Raw genomic sequence first — 20,912 nt, forward strand, 5'->3', positions numbered from 1 at the left:
GCCGCCCGTCAGACGAAGAAGTCGGTGTTCGGACGGCCGAGCATCACGGCACCGAGATTCTGGCCGAAGCGGTCCACGTTGTTCGCGTAGTGCGCGCGCGCCGCATGCAGATCGAGAAAGCGCCGCACCAGCGGATTGCGGTGATAAATACCATTGCCGCCCGCATAGCGCAGCAGCACATTGGCTGCCTGCGCGCAACGCTCAGCGACTTGTGCCGACTGATAGCGGAAATGCACGCGCCGTTCGATCGATACGGCAGGCCCGCCATTTACTGCCGCCAGCAGCTCGGCGAAATTGCGCATCAGCAGCACTTTCATTTCGTCGATGGCGACCGCGGCGTTCGCGCAAGCGGTCTGCGCACCGGTGTCATCGGTGGTTTTCGCGCCGCTGTTGGCGCTCACACGGGTCGCCGCGTACGACGTGAAATCGTCCAGTGCGCCCTGCAGTGCACCGATACAGGCGGTGCACACAGCGCGCACGAAAATCTGCGCGAAAGGCAGTTGAAACAGCGGCGCATCGTTGACGGCGAGGCCGGGACTCGTGCCCATCATGCCGTCAATGGCCTTGTGCGTGCGGTAGTCCGGCACGAAGGCATCGTCGACCACAATGTCGTGACTGCCGGTTGCGCGCAGACCCAGCACATCCCAGTCCTGGACGATGGTGTAATCGCTCTTGGGCAGCAGGAAAGTGCGATATTCCGGCGGCTCACCTTGATTGGCGGGCGGCACCAGCGCACCGAGGAAAATCCATTCGCATAGCTCACTGCCGCTCGAGAACTTCCAGTGACCCGAGAGCCGGAAACCACCTTCAACCGGCGTCACGCGACCCACCGGCATGTAAGTGGAAGCAATCAGCGTGCTCGCGTCCTTGCCCCACACGTCCTGCTGAGCGCGCTCGTCGAACAACGCCAACTGCCAGTTATGCACGCCGATCACGCCGTAGACCCATGCCGTCGACATGCAACCTCGCGCCACGGCCATCTGGATCTCGAAGAAGGTCTGCGGATCGAGTTCGTAGCCGCCGTAACGTTTCGGCTGCAACACCTTGAAAAAACCGGCTGCCTGAAAGTCGGCGAGCGTTTCGGCGGGAATGCGCCCGTTTGCTTCGGCCTCTGCCGCACGCTGCGCCAGCACCGGCGCGAGCACTTCGGCGCGGGCAATCAGTTCGGCTGCAAGGGCGTTCGAATCGTTGTCGCGATGCACGGCTGTCTCCTGGGATGGCGCGCGACGCTCGCCGCGCTTTTTCTGTAGGGTTCATCTTCGAGCCCGGGGCGCGGCGTCGCATCGTCCGAAGGGACTAGCGAAACCGCGGCCCCGTGGACCGCCGCTCAGGCGTAAACGCGCGTTTTCTCGCGATTGAAGTACGGAATGACGTGCTCGCCAATATTGCGGATCGTCTCGAGCTGAGCGGCTTGCGGCACCGTGCCCATCTGGCACAGGAACAGCACTTCATCGACGCCCGCCTCCATCAGACGGCCTACATAGCCGATGCAGTCATCGACCGTGCCGTAGGCGTGATTCGGGTTCATCATCGAGAGCGCCGGATCGCTGAAATTGACCACCACCTCTTCCGATGCAAAGCGCGAGCGGATCACCATTTCGCCGGTGTCGGCCTTCACCAGATCGTCGCCCCAGCTATCGGGGTTCGGCCGCTCGCCGCCCGTGTACCAGTACGCGAGCGACTCCATGAAGTAACGCTGGCCGCGAATGCCGATCTTGCGGGCCTGCTGGCCGTCGCTCACCACCACCGTCGGGCACAGTGCCGCGAGATGCTGGGTTGGGCGGAAGCCCACCTGATCCTCAGCCTTGCGGGTGCGCCAGGCTTCGCGATACAGCGTGTTCTTTTTCGCCACTTCGTCCGGGCCGCCAAAACCTAGCACCAGCGCGCCGAGACCGCGCTGTCCGGCGCGCAGCAGGCCGTCGTTGTTGGTGCAGGCCATGTACATTGGCGGATGCGGGTCCTGGTACGGTTTTGGGTGAATCGGCCGCTTCGGGATCTTGATGTACTTGCCGTCGTGCTCGATCTCGTCCTGCACGAACATCTTCGGCACCAGGTACATGGATTCGTCGATCATCGGCTGCAGTTCGGCGAGGTCGTAGCCGAACGCGCCAGCCTCCTGCTGGCTGCCGCCCTTGCCGACGCCGAAATGCACGCGCCCCTGCGAGAGGATGTCGAGCATCGCGACGCGCTCGGCCACCTTGATCGGATGGTTCATTGCAGGCGGCAGGCAGATCACACCGTGACCGAGACCGATGCGCGTCGTACGTCCAGCCAGATAGGCAAGGAAGGTCTCCGGCGCGCTCATGTGCGCGTAATTCGTGAGCGAAGTGTGTTCGACGCACCAGACGGTATCGAAGCCCATCTCTTCGGCGAGCAGCGCCTGCTCGACGGTCTCCTTGAATACCCGGTGATCGCCTTCCCGCGAAGCGTCCGTGGTCTGGGCTTCGTAAATCAGAGAAAACTTCATTGCGTGCGTCTCCATGAATTTTGGACTGTGCTGAGTCGGGCGGTCCGCCCGCGACCAGTCGATGATCGTGACGGCCCACGGAATGGAGTTTCAGATCGCGCGTGCTTGCCGGCATCGTCTGTTTGGATTAACGCGGCGTGCTTTGTCGTAGAAGGGTTTGCCGAGGGGTGAGCGCTCAACGGATAGTCCGATTGGACCTCGTGCAGCCCGGTACTCGGGCGCTAGCATCGGTTCGTTCTTTAGTGACGCTAACCAACGGGAGTGAGATGCGATGAAAGCTTCGATGATGCTGTACCCGGTCGACACGATCGATGCGGCGTTGCCGCTCTTTGTCGACGGACTGGGTTTGACCGTGAAGTTTCGCGACGGCGAGCGCTACTGTGCGCTGGATGGCGCCGGCCTGACGATTGCGCTGATTGCCGGCGAGGAAAGGATCGTCGAGCGCACCACGCTCGCGTTGCGCGTGGACGAAAACGATGACCTGTATGCAGCGATGGCGCGAGTCGTGGCAGCGGGAGCGTCGGTGCGCGTGCCAGTGCAGCAGGGGCCGCACGAATTGCGCGCCGTGCTGGAAGACGCGAACGGCGCGCTACTGGTGTTGTCGCAGAAGCGGGCGGTGGGTGCTTAACCCAACGGCACCACACTGCCCAGCAGAATCCGCACCAGCGTCGCCTGCCGGGTGACACCCGTCTTCGAGAAGATCGCCCGCAAATGCGCGCGCGCTGTGTTTTTGCTGATACCCAGTTCTTCCGCCGCCTCTTCGAGCGTAAGCCCATTGGTCAGCAGCATCGCGAGCGACGTCTCGGCGGGCGTCAGATCGAACAGCTTGCGCACGATCTCCTGCGAGCCTTGCGACTTGCGGTCCGGATCGCGCAGGAACAGCACGGTTGCGGGCCGCCGCTTGTTGTCTTCCGACCAGTCGGAAAGCGGAATCGTGCGCACTAGTACGCCGAGCTTCGCCTTATCGCAGCCGCGCGTGATCGGCATCGCTTCGACGATCGGCGCGGCGGTGCCGAAGTGACCCATCAGCGCGTGCCGCACGAGCCGTTGCAGGTTGCGGTTTTCCTGCGCGTCGGTGGCTTCGACCGTACCGTGTGCGATACGCAGTCCGTTGGACTCCGCGAGAATTTCATCGGCCACGCTGTTGGTGCGCATGATGGCGCCGCTCTCGTCGAGCGTCACGGTGCCGACCAGCATGCGATCGATCGCGCTCGCATAGAGCGTACGCTCCGACTCCACGATATCTAGCCGCGAATGCAGTTCGACCGCTCGCCTCAGATGCGGCAACAGCAACGCGCAAAATGCCTTGTCGCGTGCCGCAAAATTTCTCGACTCGTGATTGCGGCAGACCCTGAAGCGGCATTCGACGCCCGATTCGGTGCGCAGATCCGCGCCCATGATGTAGCGGATGTCGGCCGGCTTGAGAAACTGCTTGTACAGCTCGCTCGTGAGCCAGCCGGTGTCACCGAATACTTCGTCCACCGTCACGACGCGGTCCGCGGGCAGGCCGACGAACGGGTCGAGCGAATAATAGTAGTTGTTGTACGACGCCTCGCCCGGCACGCCTGGGCCGCTCTCCGAGGCATGCACCATCAGTCCGCGCCGGTCGCTCGACGGCGAGCGCAAGATCAGCGTCGCGTAGTTCGCGCCGAGAAAGGTCCGAATCAGCTCAAGTGCACCGGCCCATGGCAACGACTCCAGTGGCCCCTGGTACACGCGCGCCAGCAGTTCGCTGAACTGCGCAACACTCAAATCCGCGAGTTCGCTCGCGGTATGGCCCTCTTCAGGGGCCCATTTTGTCTCCATCAACACGCTCCGTCCTCCATGCGACTCTCCGTCGCGACGCCAAGCTTACGGACCGATCTTGCTGCCGGCATCGGGAAAACTACTTAGCGTGGGCAACTTTCGCTTTCCGCACAAATGAGCCCTCGTCCAATCGGACGATGTCGGCATAGAGCCGCTGCGCTCCAATTCATTCAGCGCTGAACAATCAGCCCATGGCTACCGTGCGTGCACCCCGCACCACGGTGGCCTCCACTATCCGCTGCCCGATCGCACAGGAGACCCGATGGCGCTCGATCCCCAGGCTGAGGCTTTGCTCGCCGCCTTCGCAGGCACGCCTGCCATCGATTTCACCCAACTCACGGCGCCGGCTTATCGCGCCATGATCGCGGCAGGCGGCGGCTTCGCCCCTGGCGATCAGGTCGCCGCGGAAGAGGACCTGAGCATTCCCGCGAGCGGTGGCGCACTTGCCGCACGGCTTTACCGGCCATCTGGCGAAGGTTCTTTTCCCCTTACGGTGTTCTTCCACGGCGGCGGCTTCGTCGCCTGTAGCCTCGATACGCACGCGAACCTGTGCCGCTCGCTGGCGCAGCGCGCGCAAACCCCGGTGCTGTCGGTCGACTACCGGCTGGCTCCCGAAGCACGCTTTCCCGCCGCCGCCCACGATGCCTGCGATGCAGTCCGCTGGGCTGCGGCAAACGCCCGCGATCTGCGTGCGCGGTCAGGCCCGATCGCCGTCGCAGGCGACAGCGCCGGTGGCAACCTCGCGGCGGTCACTGCTCAGCAACTACGCGGCAGCAACGTGCGTATCGCGCATCAACTGCTGTTCTACCCCGTGCTCGATTGCGCAAACGAGCATCCTTCATACGAATCCTGTGGCGACGGCTATTTCCTCACGTCCGCGATGATGCGCTGGTTCAAGGACCAGTATTTCGATGCCCGTGCGGAGCGCGCCGATCCACTCGCCAGCCCGCTCCTTGCGGCGGACCTGACGGGCCTCGCCAGCGCCACGATCATCAGCGCCGCTTACGATCCGCTGCGCGACGAGGCGGAGCACTATGCGGCGCGGCTCGCGCAAGCCGGGGTGTTGACCACACACGTGCGCTGGCCGGGGCAAATGCATGGTTTCGCCAGTGCGCTGGGCTTTCTCGACGCTGCGGAACACGCGGTCACCGTGGGGGCGCGGGCACTGCGGCAAGCCTTGCATCAGGGCGGACACCGGGACTGACACCAGGCGTGCCTCCAGGAATTGCCCACCTGAGCCGCTCCTCTTCTTCGCTCTGCTAGCTGGAATGACATGACTGCACTGATTCGTCTCGCGGCCGAAGATGGCATCGCGACTCTCACGTTCGACCGCCCCAATGCGCTCAATGCGTTCAACGAGGCGCTGGCCGTAGAGTTCAACGCCAAGCTCACACGTCTCGTGCAACACGACGCCGTACGCGCGATCGTCCTGACCGGCGCGGGCGACACTTTCATGGCTGGCGGCGACCTGCATGCGATGCGCGCCGCGCTCGACACGGCACCCGCGGTGCGCGACCGCTCGATCTGCAAGCTGGTCAGGCTGGCGCAAACGGTTGTCGAAACCCTCACGCGCTCGCGCAAGCCGGTGATCGCCAGCGTCAACGGCGCTGTGGCGGGCTTTGGCCTGAGCCTCGTCGCTGCATGCGATCTCGCGATTGCCGCGCAACGCGCCACCTTCACGGCGGCCTACGGCCATGTGGGGACGTCGCCCGACGGCGGTGCAACCTTCACACTGCCGCGCGCACTCGGCATGAAACAGGCCGCGCAATGGATGTATCTGAACGAGCGGCATACGGCCGAGGAAGCCTTGCGCGCCGGCATGATCAACTGGGTCGTAGCCGATGAGGCGCTTGATGCCGAAACGCGCAGGCTGCTGCAGCGTATCGGCGCAGTGTCGCCCAGGGCTTTCGCGCAGACCAAGGATCTGCTGTTCAATGCACAGCATCGCAGCTTTGCCGAGCATCTGTACGCAGAGCAGCGCAGCTTCCTGCAATGTGCAGCAGGCGACGATTTCCGCGAAGGCATCGACGCGTTCTTCGACAAACGAGTGCCGGCGTTCACAGGTGCACAATCATGAAGCTCGCCACCACGGCTGAAATCGTTACTGAACTGAAGGCCGGCAGGATGATCATTCTTGTCGACGAGGAAGACCGCGAGAACGAAGGCGATCTGCTGATCGCCGCCGATTGCGTCACGCCCGACGCGATCAACTTCATGGCGCGTTTCGGACGCGGGCTCGTCTGCCTGACCTTGACGGCCGCGCGCTGCGCGCATCTGAACCTGCCGTTGATGACCGAACGCAACGGCACGCAGTACGGCACCGCCTTCACGGTCAGCATCGAAGCGGCGCACGGCGTGACCACCGGCATTTCCGCGGCCGACCGCGCGCATACGATCCGTACTGCGATTCAACCGGATGCCCGCGCCGAGCATCTGGTGCAACCGGGCCACGTGTTTCCGATCGCTGCGCGCGACGGCGGCGTCCTGGTGCGCGCGGGGCATACCGAAGCGGGTTGCGATCTCACGGCGCTGGCAGGCATGACACCCGCCGCCGTGATCTGCGAGATCATGAACGACGACGGCACCATGGCGCGCCTGCCGCAATTGATTGAATTTGCCGGGCGGCATGGACTGAAGGTCGGCACGATCGCCGATCTGATCCACTATCGCAGCATCAACGAGTCGCTGATCGAACGGATCGGCGAGCGGCCGCTGCACACGCCGTGGGGACCGTTTCGCGCGATTCAGTACCGCGATACGGTGCGCGCGTCGTCGCATCTGGCGCTGGTGCGTGGCACGCCATCAGCGGATGTGCCGGTGCTCACGCGGGTTCATGAGTGCTCGTCGATTCTCGATCTGCTCGATGCCGAACCGTCCGCACATTCGTGGCCGTTGCATGCGGCCTTGCAGAAGATCGATGCAGCGGGCTGCGGTGTCGCGGTGCTGCTCGACTGCGACACGCGTGCCGACGCAGTACCCGGCCAAAGCCCCGCTGCTCGCAGGGATGGACGACACACAGGAATCGGCTCGCAGATCCTGCGCGAACTCGGTTTGCGCCGCCTGAATGTGTTGTCGAGTCCGTTCCGGCTACCGGCGCTGTCCGGCCACGATCTTGAGATCATGGCGTTTATCCCGCTGGGCGAAGCCGATATCGAAAGCGGCATCGCGGACGAAACAGCGCGGGCCGCGTTCGACCGAACGTGTAACCCGTCCCTGCACGCCGTCACGCAAGACAGCGTCTCACGCGCGGCGGCCTGACCTGCACGCGCTCGAATCGCCCACGTAGATGCCGAACGCGTATTCCGTACGCTACGTCTTCAACCGGTACCCCGTCTTGAAGATCCACGCCACAATGGCCAGAAAGATCGCCAGAAACAGCGCGGTCATGCCGAGGCTCACGGCGACATTCACATCCGCCAAGCCGTAAAAGCTCCAGCGAAACCCGCTCACCAGATACACGATCGGATTGAACAAGGTGACGATCTTCCAGAACGGCGGCAGCATGTTGACGGCGTAAAAGCTCCCACCGAGGAACGTCAGCGGCGTAATGATCAGCAGCGGCACGAGTTGCAGCTTTTCGAAACTGTCTGCCCATATGCCGATGATGAAACCGAACAGACTGAAGGTCACAGCTGTGAGCACCAGGAACAGCACCATCCAGAATGGGTGCTGCACCTGCAGCGGCACGAAGAGGCCAGCAGTCGCAAGAATGATCAGCCCGAGCAGGATTGACTTGGTCGCGGCCGCGCCGACATAACTCACCACGATCTCAAGGTAGGAGACAGGCGCAGACAACAACTCGTAGATCGTGCCGGTGAACCTTGGAAAGTAGATCCCAAACGACGCGTTCGAAATGCTTTGCGACAACAGCGACAGCATGATCAGGCCCGGCACGATGAACGCGCCATAGCTAATGCCATCCACTTCCTTGATGCGCGAGCCGATTGCTGCACCGAACACCACGAAGTAAAGCGAGGTTGAAATCACCGGCGCGATGATGCTCTGCATCAGCGTGCGCCAGGTCCGCGCCATCTCGAACTTGTAGATTGCCTTGATAGCGTGAATGTTCATTGATCACCTCTTAGCAGGCTGACAAAGATGTCTTCGAGCGAACTCTGCGTGGTCTGCAGATCCTTGAAGCGAATGCCTGCGTCATCGAGCGCCTTCAGCAAGGCAATGATGCTGTTGCGCTCTCGCTCCGTGTCGTAGGTATAGATCAACTCGTTGCCATCGCCCGATAGCGTGAGACGATAGTCCGCGAGTTCGGCCGGCACCTCTTGCAGCGGGCTTTCGAGTTGCAGCGTCAATTGCTTCTTGCCGAGCTTGCGCATCAACTCCGCTTTCTCCTCGACCAGCATGATCTCGCCGCCGTTGATCACGCCGATCCGGTCGGCCATCTCTTCGGCTTCGTCGATATAGTGCGTGGTGAGGATGATCGTCACGCCACTCTCGCTCAGCGAGCGCACCAGTTTCCACATGTCACGCCGCAGTTCGACGTCGACGCCTGCAGTCGGCTCGTCGAGAAACAACACGCGCGGCTCGTGCGAGAGCGCCTTGGCAATCAGTACCCGCCGTTTCATGCCGCCTGAGAGCGTGATGATCTTGTTGTTGCGCTTGTCCCACAGCGACAGGTCCTTGAGGACCTTTTCAATGTAGGCGGGATTCGCCGGCTTGCCGAATAGTCCGCGGCTAAACGACACCGTGGCCCAGACCGTTTCGAAAGCGTCAGTGGTCAGTTCCTGCGGCACGAGTCCGATCAGCGAGCGCGCTGCCCGGTAGTCGGTGCCAATGTCGCGACCGTCCACCAGCACCGCGCCTTCAGTCGCTTTTACAATCCCGCAGATGATGCTGATCAGCGTCGTCTTGCCGGCTCCGTTCGGTCCCAGCAGCGCGAAAATCTCGCCGCGGCGAATCGCCAGATTGATGTTTTTCAGCGCGTGAAAGCCGGAAGCGTAGGTTTTGGAGAGATTGGTGACGGAGACGATAGGCTGCACGGAGGACACGGGTGCGGACGCCGATACCGGTTGAGTATGCCGGGCCTCAGCCCGGGGAGGTGATCCAGAATCGATGATGACTCTCGCAATGTAAATGGAAATGGCTGACCGCACGGGCAGCGCCGTAACCGGGCGCATCGACCCTGCCGTCAGCAGGCAACTGCGCCTCGCAGCGGATCAGGTTATCGCTGGGGAATCTCGAACACGAGACAGGTGGTCGTGGCGTGTGCATATAAAGTGCCATCGGGACCGACCAGACGCGCCTCGGCCGTCGCCAGTTGGCGGCCGCAATGAATCACCTTGCCCTCCGCGCGCACGCGCGCCACGCGGGGCGTGAGTCCCTTCACATAGTTTACGCTGAGCTCGGCCGTGGTGTAGCCGCGGCCCGGCGGCATCATCGTGTGCACGGAACAGCCGAGCGCCGAATCGAGCAGCGTTGCGAACCAGCCGCCATGAATCGTGCCGAGCGGGTTCAGATGCTGCGTGCGCGGCGTGCCCTGAAACACGGCCCGGCCTTCGCTGACCTCTATGAGCGTGAAGTCGAGGGTCTTCGCGATCTCAGCAAAGGGTATCTCGCCACGCACCATGGCCTGCAACACTTCGAGGCCCGTCTTGCCGGCCAGTTGTTCAGGGCTCGCGAGCCCAGGCCCGGGCCCGGGCCCCGCCTCCAGCCGGCTGCGCACCTCCGCCTCCTCGGCCAGCCATGTCTCCAGCATTTGCTCGGATGTCAAATCGATTCTCCGGTTTTTATCGCGGCCCACCGCTGCTAATCCCCGCTTCCCGATGCCCGGCTCAGGGTGTGGCGGGTTATGGCTCGCGTTGGCTCCTCAGCCCTCCGGGCGCGCTATTTTCTGCTCCAATCCGGCGCGCACCTCGGGCCACTCGGCGTCAATGATACTGAAGCGCACGGAATTTCGCTTACGACCGTCCGGCATGATGCGTTCGTGGCGCACAATGTGGTGTCCGCGTCCGGCACGCGCTGGTATGAACAAAGTCTGGGAGATGCTACCCGCGTTGCTGTCCGGCGCAGCGAGCGCCGCGCCGTTTCACCTCAATCAGCTCGCCAGCTTGCGGAATGTTTCGAGCACGGCATCGCCCTTGAACGGCTTGACGATCCAGCCCTTCACGCCCGCGGCCTTGCCGCGCTCCTTCATTGCCGGGCTGCTTTCGGTGGTCAGCATGATCACATTGACGGTGCTGTTGCCCAGTTCACCGCGAATCTTCTCGACCATCGTCAAGCCGTCCATATTAGGCATGTTGACGTCGCTGATCACGAGCTTGATGCCCGGGCTGCCCTTGAGCTTGGTGAGGCCGTCTTTGCCGTCCACTGCCGTATCGACGTCCAGCCCGTTCTTTCTCAGGAAGCCAGCCACCTCGTCACGCACCGTGCTCGAGTCATCTACAACCAGAATTTTCGACATGTCTGTTCCTATAGCATCAATCAAAATAGTTCGAGTTCGCCCGCGCCTACTGTGGCGCTGGCATCTTGTTCGAATTCCTGAAAGTCTTCCGGCGACCAGCTCAGACTAAATGCAAAACGCTGATGCAGCTTCACCGTCCGCCCCGACTGTTCATCTTTTAACCGGTACGTAAAGCACAAATGCGGGCTCTCCGAACCGAATGAAATGTACTTCTGCTTATGGTTGATCAACAGCGGCACCTGCACCTGACTACGCGATAACGCATCCGCGTCGCCCACGTAGCGATTCTTGAAGCCGCCCCAGATCATATTGGTCAACTCGCCGAGCAGACTGTTCAGGTCACGGAAATCCGCCGCAACCTGGGACGTCTCACGCCGGTTGAGCAGATCGAGAATCGGTTGCTCTTCTGCCTGAATCATCATGTAGCCGCGGCACCAGGTGCTTTCCAGCGGAATCAGGCTGAACACTTCGCCGAAGATAATGCGGTCGCGAACGATACAGGGCGCATCCACCGCGACGTCCATATCGCTGAACACGCTACCCAGCACCCAGCTGGTCAGCTCCGAAATGCCGCGCACCAGCGCGTTCGGATACTCGCGGTTGAAAATATATTCGTCGATCACCTCGCGCAGAGACGCCATATCGCTCGCCGCGTAGGTGCCGCACACCACGGCATCCAGACCCGGCGGCAAATCATCGGGCATGGTATGGGTTTGCCGTCGCATGATGATCGGCAATTCGGGCCGCGCCCCGTGAATTTTGCGCGCAATCCCGGCACTCTCTTCGGTCGATCCGCCATAGCTTTCGGCGAGGAAAATCGCGCCCAGATCGAAATTCGTGCGCAACGCCGACGCCAGCCGGCTCTTGGCCACCTTCACGCCAATCAGGTTGTTCTCGTCGCAGAAATTCCTTATCGCTTCCACGTGCGCCGGACAATCCTCAAGGACTAGCACCTTGCTGACCGGCTTGTTCTCGTTCATCTTGCTTCCCTGCTTACTGCAACATTCAAAACAGCTCGAGTTCACCACTGGTTTCTTCGACTGCGCTTACTTCGGCGACAAAATCGATCGGCGCATGCGCACACATGCAGATCGTTGCCCCCAAACTGATTGCATCGTTGATCGTGACCGCATACGACGCCAAAAACTCCGGCTTGAGTGCCTCCAGATAGGGCATGCAACGCGCGCTCAGCACATACGGCGTCGACATTCCCAGATCCGGGAAATAGTGGAGCAGTTCCTGATTCACCACTCCACAGCACAGATTGCAAATCTCCAGAAAGACTTCCAGGAATGCCTGCTCCGACTCCTCCTTGATGAAGTACTGATGAGTACGTTCGTCCTTTTCATCGAAATGAAGGACCAACAGAAGCCGGAACGCAATGCCCGAAATCGTCAGCACGACCAGGTTTGCGTCGGGCATGCTGCTCGCGCCGTGCGCGCCGGCCGGCACAATCTCGCAGACGTCGCCCGCATCCATCGTCAGGCGCGACTTCGTCGCCTTGAAAAAGATGCGTTCGATGCTGTCCTTCGCATGCGCACTGATCACGTCGATGCCTAATGAAGCGTGGATTGAAACTGATTAGCAAGCGACTCGACACTGGAGAGCGAGGCGGTAATCATCTTGCCGCCTGCCTGAATGTCCTGGAAGGTCGCCGTAGTCGTCAGATCGTTGCGATGCAGACTATCGCGGTAGCTTTTCGAGAGCTCTTCGGAGCGTGCCGCAAGTGCCCGAACCTCGCTCGCCACGACCGCAAAGCCACGGCCCGCCGTGCCGGCTCGAGCCGCCTCGATCGAGGCATTCAGCGAGACGATGACCACATGCCGGACAATCGAAGACAGCTCACGGTTCTTCGCGTGCATGTCCTGGTTCTGCGTCATCAATGAGATCATCTGTTCATGCCAACGCTCGAACGTGCTCGCAAGGCCTTTCAAACGTGCTGCCTCGGCAGCAAGCTGGGCGGCCTTATGGGCCAACTGGTCCTTACCCTCCAGGGCCGCTTTCAGTCCTGCACGCACCTCGTCGGCGCTCTCCGACTGCCGTTGCAGCTCATCGCGCAGCTGCGCGACCGAGGCATCCAGTTCCTGCTTCTGCTGCTCATGCAAACCAATTAGTTCGCTTTGCGCGGCATTCGCCTGCGTAAGCGTTTCCACCTGCCGATCCGCTTCGAAACGCAGCCGACGCGTCGTCTTCGCGTTTGCCAACCGATGCGCCGCCAGCGCCACGAGGGCGGTAACGACACCGCCCGCCAGTGCGCCTAAAAGATACTGTTGAATCACAACCCATCCTTCCGAGTGCCCATCACAGCGATGGGCGTAGAGTTACGCCGCTCAGTTGGCCACTCTTTTGGCCGCACATTTGGGCGTTAATCAGCCATCGTATCGAGTTCCAGTTCGCTCGCGTCCCCGCGCGCGGGCGTGCCGGCCGTGTCCACCGCGAGCCTTTCCGGCAGGTTCACCACCGTCTGGAACTGACGGAAATCCGCGCCCTTGTGGTCGTCGGTAAAACGCAGCGCGATGCTGCCATGCTCGCGCTTGAGGAAGTCGCGTACCGCGTCCATGCCCACGCCGCGTCCCGATACTTCGGTAACCTTATCGGCTGTGGAGAAGCCCGGACGGAAGATCAGCTCGGCGATTTCTTCGTCGCTCAGGTGCTGGTCTGCTTCAATCCAGCCCTTCTCGATCGCCAAGGCGCGGATCCGGTGCAGCGCGAGACCTCGGCCATCATCGCTAAGCGTGATCTGCAGCGCGCCTTCGTCGACGTCCACTTCGATATGGATGGCACCCGGGGCCGGCTTGCCTTGTGCGCTGCGCAGGTCGGCGGCCTCGAGCCCGTGATCGACGGAATTGCGCAGCAGATGCATAAACACGTTCTTCAACGCGCTGCCTGCCTCGCGACGCAAGCGGTAACCGTTATCGTCGATGCGCACAACCGGCGCTTCCTTACCCAATTCCTGAGCAAGCGACGGCAGCGATTCGAGCACGCCGGACAGGGCTTCGCCCAAGGTTTCCGTGCCCAGCACGCGCAAGGTTTTGCGCACGTTCTCGCGCATCGACTGCAACGCGTGCAGATCGTCGGACTTGGCCGCTTCGATCAGACGCAGACTTTCCTGGATATGCGCGATGTCGACCATCAGGTAGCGGTCCGCGCTGTCGCGGCGGCTCGCGCCCCTGCGACCGAGGCTGACTTCGTTGATCGTCGCGTAGCTTTCGACAGCAGCCCGCACGCGCGCCAGTTCCTGCATCAGGCTGTCCTGATCCCACGCTTCATCGGCCTCGGCGTGACGCAGCTCGTGATAACGCTGCTCCGTCTCGTGCACGATGTCGGTCAGGTGCTGCAGGTTATAGGTCCGGGCATTGCCCTTGATGGTGTGCATGTTGCGGAACAGTTCGGCAATCGCTTCGCGGTCAGCTTGCGAATGCTGGCGGATGATGCGCTCGTTCTCGTTGATAAAGCCCGCCGAACTCTCAATGAAGTGGTGGAACTTCTCTTCGCTGACCGCGAGAATCTCCCCGATCATTTCGAGCCTGCGCTTCTGTTCGCCCGCTTCGGCTGCCAGCTTGCGCAGTTCGGTAACGTCGCGCACGCACAGCATCAGGCGCACGATCGTGTCGCTATCGTCGGTAATCGCCGACCAGTTCAGGTCGAGAATCTTCACGCGTCCATCTGGCATACGCTTTGAGATTTCCGTGACCAGCAGATGTTCGTTGAACGCGAAGTTGATGGCGTCTTCGCCGAGACATGCATAGCTCGCTGCGTCGACTTGCGACAGAACATCGGCACCGAGATCCGTATCGGCAAAAACCAGATCCATCAGGCTGCGGCCTGCAATGTCGTTGGTCTCGAAGATGGCTTCAAGGTACGCCGAGTACTCGGAATGAATCACCGCCCCTTCGACGACCGTCAGGATGCCCTGCTGCATGTTCTGCAACATCGCCTGAATATCAGCGGTCTTCTGCTTGAGCTGGAGCGAGCTTTCCTGAATCTTCTCGATCATGCCGTTGAACGCCACAATCGAATGGCCGATTTCGTCCATGCGGCCAACCGGCACCCGGCGCGTGAAGTCCTGGCTGGACGCGATCTCGCTCATCATGGCCTGCATACGTGTCAGCGGACGCGTGATCTGGCGATAGAGCAGCGAACCAATCGAGGTCAGCAGAATGATCGCAATGCCCGTGACAATTCCAATCGCCGTGGTGGTCGTCGCGAGCGTGCCGTTCAGCGTCGTAATCGCTTCATCCTTCTCGCGATTCTTTTCGATGCGCAGCGTCTCAACGATGCCTTCGAGTTCGTCGCGATACTGCGCCACGTTCGCGAACAGATAGGCTTGCGCGAGTTCGTTCTTGCCGGCGGCCTTCATCTTGGCCGTGTCGTCGATAGCAGAGAAATAGTTTTCGAGGCTGTCGGCAGCCTGGGAGACCAGACCCTTTTGCGCGTGGCTTGCGGCATCACGCGCCTGCAGCGCCAGCGCCTGTTGCAAGGCGGCCTTCTTGGCCTTGAGTTCGTCCTGTGCCTGCGCGACGACATTGCCGTCCGGCGCATAGACTAGCGTCATGATCGCAAGCTGCACGTCCTTGACCTGCGAAACCAGATCAGCTGACGCGAGCGCGCTAGGCACCACACCTTCCGTCACCTGCTTGACCTCGGCGGCACTGTGCCGGGTCTGGTAGACCGCATAGCCGCCAATAGCGGACAACGCGACGAACATCAGAATTACCAATAGCGTGATGCGATGACGGATAGTCATTTCTGCAAATTCCCCGGGTGTAACGTGCGTGGCCTGCTCTTCATGAGAGCTGCTCGATCTTGTGGTGTGGACGATTTGTCGAGCGCCACGATTATCGTGGATGGTATGTGACCGATCGATGACTAAAGATAGAGCCCCGATTGAATCCACTGAGGAATGCGCAAGAAACGATATGTCATTGTTGCGCATTCCAAATGCGCGATATTTCTCTAAAGATTTTCCTAAAGTTCTCCAAGTTCCTGCCGTTAACCGTAGCCCTCTGCGCGCGCCCCGGGTCGTGAGCTAGTTCAGTACCCTTAAGCGGCGCCATCGTGCATCCATGTCTTTCAACAGCGCGATATAGCTCACGGCACGCTCCGTGCCGAGGCTTGCGCTCGCGGCTTCGTTCGTTTCGTTCCACAAACGCTCGAAACGGTTCGCAGCCTCCACTCTGGCGAGCGGCTGGTTCAGCAGAACCACAAACGCAAATGACAGTTCTTCTACACTTCGATGCATCGGCGAATGCACTGAGATCGATTTGGCAGAGTGATTCAAACGGCCCTCAGACGATGATTTTTATATGAACGTGTCGTGCTGCGTGATAGCGGACACAAACAGGATTCTCAACAAAGTTTGTCACCAGAATATTACGGAGTGGTTCGATCGCCAACATTGAATCCATCCGGCGCAAACGCATCGGGCATGCGCCCTGCTGCAGTCGGCGCACGGCGCAGCAGCAACAGCAGGCCGCCGTCGCTGACTTAAAAGGTTCATCGGGGCGACCTAGCATGAGACGTTCGCATTCATGGAGCAGCCGGCCAGCATGCAAGCAGCACATGACGCCGGGCCAGGGGGCCAGCGCGGAACTGGTCGGCTCGGCGCTGACGGGTACGGCTGGATTTACCGGATTACCGGTCAGTACAACTCACATCATTACGTCGGGAATTGCAGGCACGATGGTAGCGGGCGGCCAGGGTGTGCAAGGCGCCATGCTGTGGCGCATCGCGCTCACATGGGTAGTCACCTTGCCTGTCACAATCCTGCTTTCCGCATGCTTATTCTACGTCCTTGCGAACCCCAATTTCTGACGACGAGAGCGCGCGCGGCGCCGGCTCCGCGCAACCTGGCCAGCCCTGCGCGGGTCTCTGGGCGAAACTTATGACGCGGCTGCACGTGCGCCATGCGGCGACGCTGCTGGCGGTGCTTGGCGTGGGGCTGGCGATGGGTGCGCCCTTTATCCTCGGGGCGCATGCAGTGCTGGCCGGGTTGCGCAGTGTCTCCTTGCAGATCTTCGCCGTGCTGGCTGCAAGCGCCGCCTTGAGCGCCGCAGCGAAGGCGGGCAAGCTGCATCTGATGCAAACGGCGCTCGGGCTCAAGCTGCGCTTCGTCCGTACCTTCACGCTGACCGTTGTCACCGATTTCGCTTTTCTTGTCTCGCCGCTTGGCGCTGCGGGTTACGGCGTCAATATGGGCTTGCTGCAGCGAGCGGGGGCGTCTTGGGCGCTCGCCACGACCGTGGTCGGCGCCGATCAGGCGCTCGACCTCACGTTCTTCGCCGCCGCTGTGCCGATTTCGTTTCTGCTCGCACTCGGTCCACTGACGCAGGTGACGCCGAATTTTCCCTTGCCGGCCATCGTCGGCACGCTGGCAGGTCTCGCGATCCTCGCAGGTGTGCTGTGGCTCTGCCGTCGTCCCGCCGCAGCAGCGCTCGACGCAGCCGGGCGCCGCATTGTCTGGCTGCGGGCGCGACGGGCACGCTGGAACAGGTTTCGCCAAAGCGTGGGCCGGCAATGGGTGCTGTTGCTGACAGGACCGCGCTGGCGCCTCGCCGCCCTGCTCGTGTTGACCACCTTGCAATGGCTGCTTCGCTATAGCGCGCTGTGGTTCATCCTGCATGAACTCGGCTACAGGCTGCCGCTCGGGTTCGTGCTGGCCGTGCAAGCCGTGGTCTTGCACGCCGCGCTCTGGACAGGTGTGCCGGCCGGCGGAGGCGGCGGCGATCTGGCGTTAGCAGCCGCATTCGCGCCGTGGGTTCCCCGCGCGGCGATGGCAACCGCGTTGGTGCTATGGCGCTTTGCGACGCTCTATTGCCCGTTGCTGCTCGGCGCTGCGGGATTTATTGCACTGGCCTGGCGGCGGCGCTCCGCCTCGACTGTTGCGCAGTGAGGCCCCGCCGCACATCATGCGGCCGTATCGCGCGGTTTCCTCATCCGTACCGAAAGCCGCGCACGCCCCGGATGATCGACCCGCAGCGCGAATAACTGCAGCGTCTGCGAAATCAGCGCAAGCGGATACGTGACCTTCAGCAGGTCGGCAATCATGCGCCATTCCGCGCGCAGGCCCTTCCAGTAGCCGAGCTTTTCGGTTTTGCGGGCTTGCGTGACGTGCGGCCAGTGAGTGACCGCAATGGAAAGCCGGCGCGCGATGATGCGCCGGTTCATAAACACTTCGATGCCAAAGCGCGGCAAGCCATGAATTTCTTTGAGCGCTTCGTCCAACAACTGCTTGCGAACGACACGCTCCCCGGACACGAAATCGAGGCCGATAAAGCGGAAAATCAATAGACTGTTTTGCCGCAGACTCATGCTGACATCGGCGCGGCCGTTGAGCACGGGAGCGGCAAGGGCGGCGATGTGGTCCGGCGCCAGTCCCTTCAGATCGGCATCGAGCAACATGAGCCATTCATGTTCGGCAGCCGCAATGCCAACCGCCATTGCTGCGCTCTTGCCGCCGTTCGCCGGGCATTCGATCAATCTGACTGAGGGGAAGTGTCTGACGATGTCAGCGGTGCCGTCGGTCGAACCGTCGTCGACGACAATAACTTCGCCTAGCAGCGGATGGACTGACGCCACGGCCAGTACAGCCGCAATACGCGGGGCTTCGTTATAAGCGCAAATGATGCACGAAACTCGGTGACCTCTGGATGGCATAGAAGTAGTCGTCGTATTGCGGGAGAAGGACGGCCCAGTCAAGCGGCCTTTGGGAACGGCGGACAGCCGATTTTGGCGGCGCTTTGTGACAGTGTCATCTGTTTCAGGACTGCCGTGCAGAGGACCACATGAAGAAGTCGCCAGCGTGACAAATGGCTGGGAAATTCGCTCCCGCTTTACATCCACTGTAATATAACCGCGGGCTATAGGTGCGTCACGTTCCGCGCCTGGGCATCACTCCACAGGAGCCTCGGGTGCGTTTGCGACATATCGAAGTATTCAGTGCAATCATGCTGACCGGCTCCACCAATGCCGCGGCCCGGCTCCTGCACATTTCGCAACCGGCCGTCAGCAAGATGCTTCAGCACGCGGAACGCACGGTGGGCTTTCCCCTTTTCCTGCGCAGCAAGGGCAAACTCGTGCCGACTCAGGAAGCGTTGCGCCTGCAGCAGGAACTGATGCCCTTCGACGAGCAGTTGAAGCGCATCCGGCGGCTCGTCACCAGTCTTTCGCAAGGCGTAGTACGTCCGTTGCGCGTCGCGGCGACGCCCGCTCTCGCACATCATCTGTTGCCTCAGGCCGTGGTCCGCTGGTCGCAAGCGTTTCCGCAATCCCGCTGCGAGTTGTCCGTCTCCCATACGCGCGAGATCGAACAGGCCTTGCTGCTCGACGAAATCGAACTCGGCCTGACGATGCGCCCGGTTTCACACCCAAACCTTGCGCTCACGCCGCTGCGCCGCTGCAGCCTGTGCGCGATTGCGCCTGCCGGTTGGTGGTCCGAGGACTTGCTCTCGCGACCGCTGCAGGCGAAGGAACTGGCCAAGCAGCCCACCATCACGATCGACACCAACGACTACCTCGGCGCGATTTTGTCCAACTGGCTGGCCGATGCCGGGCAAAGTCCGGCGAGCACCATCTCGGTACAGACCTACCCGCTCGCGAAGTCGCTGGTGCAAGCCCGTGCCGGCGTGGCGCTGGTCGATTCGTTCACCGCGAACTATCCGCCCGGTGGCGCGGACATTCAGGTGCGGCCCCTCGATATCGACGCCAGCCTGACCGTCTACGCGGTGACCCAGCACGCGCACCCGCCATCACAAACCGCAGAGCGCCTGATCGAATTGCTGCGAGAAGACAGCGAAGCGGTTGATGCCTGACGCGTGCGAGGCCGTCTATAACCCGTGGCTATAGCCCACCTGCTGAACGGTATTGGACGACCTCAGGCGCGCTGCGAAACAATGGGTGCTCCTTCACCTGGGTCTCCCATCTATCTATCGCCATGCACGTACTTGTCATCGGAGCCGGCGTGATCGGGCTCGCCACCGCATGGTATCTGCGCGCCGACGGACACGAGGTCACCGTTGTCGAGCGCAACCAGGACGTCGCGCTCGAAACCAGCTTCGCTAATGGCGGCCAGCTCTCTTATAGCTACGTCGCCCCACTTGCCGGCCCAGGCGTGCTCGCCAAGCTGCCCGGCTGGCTGCTGCGCGACGATTCGCCGGTCCGCTTTCGTCCACGCGCCGACCCCGAGCAGTGGCGCTGGCTGCTACAGTTCATGCGCGCCTGCACGCTCGAACAGAGCGATGCGTGCACCCGCAAGCTGCTTTCGCTATCGTTTTTCAGCCGCGACCTGATGCATGAGCTGCTCGTGCATGAACCCTCCTTAAGCTTCGAACACGCCAACGCGGGCAAGCTCGTGGTGTATCGCACCAGCGCTGCTTTCGACGCGGCGCAACGTCTGCTGGACTATCAACGTTCGCTCGGCTGTGAACAGGAAGCGCTCGATGTTAAAGCGTGCGTCGCGAGAGAACCCGCACTCGCCCATCTCGGCACGCAGTTGCAAGGAGGCGTCTTTACCCGCAGTGAAGACAGTGGCGACTGTTACCAGTTTTGCGTGAGCATGATGCGGCTACTGCGCGAGCGCGGGGCGAGTTTTCGCTTCGGCACTACGGTGACGCAACTGCGTGAGAGCGCGGCACAGAAAGTCGCAGCGTACGCGGGCGACGAACGTCTCGACGCGGATCACATCGTGCTCGCCACCGCTGCGCCGAGCGTGCCGCTGCTTCGAACGCTGGACATTCGCGTGCCGCTCTATCCGCTCAAAGGCTACAGCCTGACCGCGCCGGTCGTCGCGGATGCGGCTGCGCCGCGCGTCAGCATCACCGACTTCGAACGCAAGATCGTCTACGCACGGCTGGGCAACAGACTGCGGATCGCCGGCATGGCCGATATCACCGGCCGACGCGCCGACATCGACCCAAAACGGGTAGCGACGCTGCGTGCGCAATCCGCTGCCACCTTCCCCGGTGCGGCCCATTTCGACAGCGCCGCCGTGTGGTGTGGACTTCGCCCCGCAACGCCGAAGAGCATGCCAATCATCGACGGCACGCGCTTTACAAACCTTTGGCTAAACCTGGGCCAGGGCGCGCTCGGATTCACATTGGCGCTGGCCTCGGGACGCCTGATCGGCGACCTCGTCGCGCGCCGCGAACCGGCCATTGCACTCGATGGCTTCGGACTCCGGAATATGTAAAGCCGCCGCACGGGTCGCGCACGGCTCGCGCGCGTGTC

At 61.8% G+C, this 20,912-nt stretch carries 21 protein-coding genes and 1 pseudogene; 8 read left to right on the top strand and 14 right to left on the bottom strand.

The genetic code is table 11. The features are described from left to right. Window positions 1–8: 8 nt before the first annotated feature. Window positions 9–1,202, bottom strand: coding sequence for an acyl-CoA dehydrogenase family protein (locus tag P3T40_RS07865; RefSeq protein ID WP_429267123.1), 1,194 nt, complete (start codon window positions 1,200–1,202; stop codon window positions 9–11). A 125-nt stretch (window positions 1,203–1,327) separates the two neighbouring features. Then, complete coding sequence (locus P3T40_RS07870) at window positions 1,328–2,467, bottom strand: LLM class flavin-dependent oxidoreductase (protein ID WP_429267124.1); 1,140 nt, start codon at window positions 2,465–2,467, stop codon at window positions 1,328–1,330. 271 nt (window positions 2,468–2,738) lie between these two features. On the opposite strand from P3T40_RS07870, the gene P3T40_RS07875 reads away from it, so the two are divergent. Beyond that, a complete protein-coding gene (locus P3T40_RS07875; protein WP_429267125.1) occupies window positions 2,739–3,095 on the top strand; it encodes a VOC family protein in 357 nt (118 codons plus the stop codon). On the opposite strand, the gene P3T40_RS07880 is transcribed toward P3T40_RS07875, so the two are convergent. Then, window positions 3,092–4,273 carry a helix-turn-helix transcriptional regulator gene (locus P3T40_RS07880; RefSeq protein WP_429267126.1) on the bottom strand — a complete coding sequence of 394 codons (1,182 nt, stop codon included), beginning with the start codon at window positions 4,271–4,273 and terminating at the stop codon, window positions 3,092–3,094. The genes P3T40_RS07875 and P3T40_RS07880 overlap by 4 nt on opposite strands. A 262-nt stretch (window positions 4,274–4,535) precedes the next feature. Here P3T40_RS07880 and P3T40_RS07885 point away from each other — a divergent pair, with 262 nt between their 5' ends. The 3 genes from P3T40_RS07885 to ribBA all read left to right on the top strand — a co-directional run bounded on the left by P3T40_RS07885 (window position 4,536) and on the right by ribBA (window position 7,531). After that, entirely contained in the window at window positions 4,536–5,477 is a 942-nt protein-coding gene (locus tag P3T40_RS07885) for an alpha/beta hydrolase (protein WP_429267127.1), read from the top strand. Between the two features lie 69 nt (window positions 5,478–5,546). Beyond that, a complete protein-coding gene (locus tag P3T40_RS07890) occupies window positions 5,547–6,350 on the top strand; it encodes an enoyl-CoA hydratase/isomerase family protein (protein WP_429267128.1) in 804 nt (267 codons plus the stop codon). Next, window positions 6,347–7,531, top strand: a complete 1,185-nt coding sequence (gene ribBA, locus P3T40_RS07895; protein WP_429267129.1) for a bifunctional 3,4-dihydroxy-2-butanone-4-phosphate synthase/GTP cyclohydrolase II — start codon at window positions 6,347–6,349, stop codon at window positions 7,529–7,531. Before P3T40_RS07890 ends, ribBA begins: the two co-directional genes overlap by 4 nt. Before the next feature lie 51 nt (window positions 7,532–7,582). Here the strand turns inward: ribBA and P3T40_RS07900 are convergent, their stop codons facing one another. The 10 genes and pseudogenes from P3T40_RS07900 to P3T40_RS07945 all read right to left on the bottom strand — a co-directional run bounded on the left by P3T40_RS07900 (window position 7,583) and on the right by P3T40_RS07945 (window position 15,930). Continuing rightward, the gene (locus P3T40_RS07900; protein WP_429267130.1) at window positions 7,583–8,344 is read right to left on the bottom strand and encodes an ABC transporter permease; all 762 of its coding nucleotides are present in this window, start codon (window positions 8,342–8,344) and stop codon (window positions 7,583–7,585) included. Beyond that, window positions 8,341–9,267, bottom strand: a complete 927-nt coding sequence (locus tag P3T40_RS07905; protein ID WP_429267322.1) for an ABC transporter ATP-binding protein — start codon at window positions 9,265–9,267, stop codon at window positions 8,341–8,343. Before P3T40_RS07905 ends, P3T40_RS07900 begins: the two co-directional genes overlap by 4 nt. A gap of 182 nt (window positions 9,268–9,449) precedes the next feature. Continuing rightward, window positions 9,450–9,983 (bottom strand): PaaI family thioesterase, encoded by a 534-nt coding sequence (locus P3T40_RS07910; RefSeq protein ID WP_429267323.1) that lies wholly within the window; start codon window positions 9,981–9,983, stop codon window positions 9,450–9,452. 111 nt (window positions 9,984–10,094) lie between these two features. Beyond that, window positions 10,095–10,223 (bottom strand): annotated as a pseudogene (locus P3T40_RS07915) (GNAT family N-acetyltransferase); the annotation flags it as partial. Between the two features lie 99 nt (window positions 10,224–10,322). Continuing rightward, window positions 10,323–10,688, bottom strand: coding sequence for a response regulator (locus P3T40_RS07920; protein ID WP_090692970.1), 366 nt, complete (start codon window positions 10,686–10,688; stop codon window positions 10,323–10,325). Window positions 10,689–10,708: 20 nt separating this feature from the next. Next, the gene (locus tag P3T40_RS07925) at window positions 10,709–11,668 is read right to left on the bottom strand and encodes a chemotaxis protein CheX (RefSeq protein WP_429267131.1); all 960 of its coding nucleotides are present in this window, start codon (window positions 11,666–11,668) and stop codon (window positions 10,709–10,711) included. A gap of 25 nt (window positions 11,669–11,693) precedes the next feature. After that, window positions 11,694–12,236, bottom strand: a complete 543-nt coding sequence (locus tag P3T40_RS07930; RefSeq protein ID WP_429267132.1) for a hypothetical protein — start codon at window positions 12,234–12,236, stop codon at window positions 11,694–11,696. Window positions 12,237–12,244: 8 nt separating this feature from the next. Continuing rightward, window positions 12,245–12,967, bottom strand: coding sequence for a methyl-accepting chemotaxis protein (locus P3T40_RS07935; RefSeq protein WP_429267133.1), 723 nt, complete (start codon window positions 12,965–12,967; stop codon window positions 12,245–12,247). 86 nt (window positions 12,968–13,053) lie between these two features. Further along, window positions 13,054–15,435, bottom strand: coding sequence for an ATP-binding protein (locus P3T40_RS07940; protein WP_429267134.1), 2,382 nt, complete (start codon window positions 15,433–15,435; stop codon window positions 13,054–13,056). 282 nt (window positions 15,436–15,717) lie between these two features. Beyond that, window positions 15,718–15,930, bottom strand: a complete 213-nt coding sequence (locus tag P3T40_RS07945) for a hypothetical protein (RefSeq protein ID WP_429267135.1) — start codon at window positions 15,928–15,930, stop codon at window positions 15,718–15,720. Between the two features lie 272 nt (window positions 15,931–16,202). Between P3T40_RS07945 and P3T40_RS07950 the strand changes: the two genes are divergently transcribed. Both P3T40_RS07950 and P3T40_RS07955 read left to right on the top strand, forming a co-directional pair. Then, on the top strand, window positions 16,203–16,502 hold the full coding sequence (locus P3T40_RS07950) for an inorganic phosphate transporter (protein WP_429267136.1): 300 nt from the start codon (window positions 16,203–16,205) through the stop codon (window positions 16,500–16,502). A gap of 70 nt (window positions 16,503–16,572) precedes the next feature. Then, entirely contained in the window at window positions 16,573–17,580 is a 1,008-nt protein-coding gene (locus P3T40_RS07955; protein ID WP_429267137.1) for a lysylphosphatidylglycerol synthase transmembrane domain-containing protein, read from the top strand. A 14-nt stretch (window positions 17,581–17,594) separates the two neighbouring features. Here the strand turns inward: P3T40_RS07955 and P3T40_RS07960 are convergent, their stop codons facing one another. Beyond that, complete coding sequence (locus P3T40_RS07960) at window positions 17,595–18,344, bottom strand: glycosyltransferase family 2 protein (protein ID WP_429267138.1); 750 nt, start codon at window positions 18,342–18,344, stop codon at window positions 17,595–17,597. Window positions 18,345–18,598: 254 nt separating this feature from the next. Between P3T40_RS07960 and P3T40_RS07965 the strand changes: the two genes are divergently transcribed. Next, window positions 18,599–19,498 (top strand): LysR family transcriptional regulator, encoded by a 900-nt coding sequence (locus tag P3T40_RS07965; protein WP_429267139.1) that lies wholly within the window; start codon window positions 18,599–18,601, stop codon window positions 19,496–19,498. Between the two features lie 122 nt (window positions 19,499–19,620). Next, window positions 19,621–20,874: a D-amino acid dehydrogenase gene (locus P3T40_RS07970; RefSeq protein ID WP_429267140.1), complete on the top strand. Its 1,254-nt coding sequence runs from the start codon at window positions 19,621–19,623 to the stop codon at window positions 20,872–20,874. Window positions 20,875–20,912 lie beyond the last annotated feature (38 nt).

Origin of the sequence: Paraburkholderia sp. EB58 (assembly GCF_050436665.1) — a bacterium.
Taxonomy (GTDB): Bacteria; Pseudomonadota; Gammaproteobacteria; order Burkholderiales; family Burkholderiaceae; genus Paraburkholderia.

What these genes read in the sequence shown, in the direction of transcription:
- P3T40_RS07945 (WP_429267135.1), bottom strand. Translation starts at nt 15,930, where the DNA reads ATGCATCGAAGTGTAGAAGAACTGTCATTTGCGTTTGTGGTTCTGCTG.
- P3T40_RS07900 (WP_429267130.1), bottom strand. Translation starts at nt 8,344, where the DNA reads ATGAACATTCACGCTATCAAGGCAATCTACAAGTTCGAGATGGCGCGG.
- P3T40_RS07925 (WP_429267131.1), bottom strand. Translation starts at nt 11,668, where the DNA reads ATGAACGAGAACAAGCCGGTCAGCAAGGTGCTAGTCCTTGAGGATTGT.
- P3T40_RS07910 (WP_429267323.1), bottom strand. Translation starts at nt 9,983, where the DNA reads ATGCTGGAGACATGGCTGGCCGAGGAGGCGGAGGTGCGCAGCCGGCTG.
- P3T40_RS07920 (WP_090692970.1), bottom strand. Translation starts at nt 10,688, where the DNA reads ATGTCGAAAATTCTGGTTGTAGATGACTCGAGCACGGTGCGTGACGAG.
- P3T40_RS07880 (WP_429267126.1), bottom strand. Translation starts at nt 4,273, where the DNA reads ATGGAGACAAAATGGGCCCCTGAAGAGGGCCATACCGCGAGCGAACTC.
- P3T40_RS07875 (WP_429267125.1), top strand. Translation starts at nt 2,739, where the DNA reads ATGAAAGCTTCGATGATGCTGTACCCGGTCGACACGATCGATGCGGCG.
- P3T40_RS07970 (WP_429267140.1), top strand. Translation starts at nt 19,621, where the DNA reads ATGCACGTACTTGTCATCGGAGCCGGCGTGATCGGGCTCGCCACCGCA.
- ribBA (WP_429267129.1), top strand. Translation starts at nt 6,347, where the DNA reads ATGAAGCTCGCCACCACGGCTGAAATCGTTACTGAACTGAAGGCCGGC.
- P3T40_RS07955 (WP_429267137.1), top strand. Translation starts at nt 16,573, where the DNA reads ATGACGCGGCTGCACGTGCGCCATGCGGCGACGCTGCTGGCGGTGCTT.
- P3T40_RS07890 (WP_429267128.1), top strand. Translation starts at nt 5,547, where the DNA reads ATGACTGCACTGATTCGTCTCGCGGCCGAAGATGGCATCGCGACTCTC.
- P3T40_RS07870 (WP_429267124.1), bottom strand. Translation starts at nt 2,467, where the DNA reads ATGAAGTTTTCTCTGATTTACGAAGCCCAGACCACGGACGCTTCGCGG.
- P3T40_RS07950 (WP_429267136.1), top strand. Translation starts at nt 16,203, where the DNA reads ATGAGACGTTCGCATTCATGGAGCAGCCGGCCAGCATGCAAGCAGCAC.
- P3T40_RS07885 (WP_429267127.1), top strand. Translation starts at nt 4,536, where the DNA reads ATGGCGCTCGATCCCCAGGCTGAGGCTTTGCTCGCCGCCTTCGCAGGC.
- P3T40_RS07960 (WP_429267138.1), bottom strand. Translation starts at nt 18,344, where the DNA reads ATGCCATCCAGAGGTCACCGAGTTTCGTGCATCATTTGCGCTTATAAC.
- P3T40_RS07940 (WP_429267134.1), bottom strand. Translation starts at nt 15,435, where the DNA reads ATGACTATCCGTCATCGCATCACGCTATTGGTAATTCTGATGTTCGTC.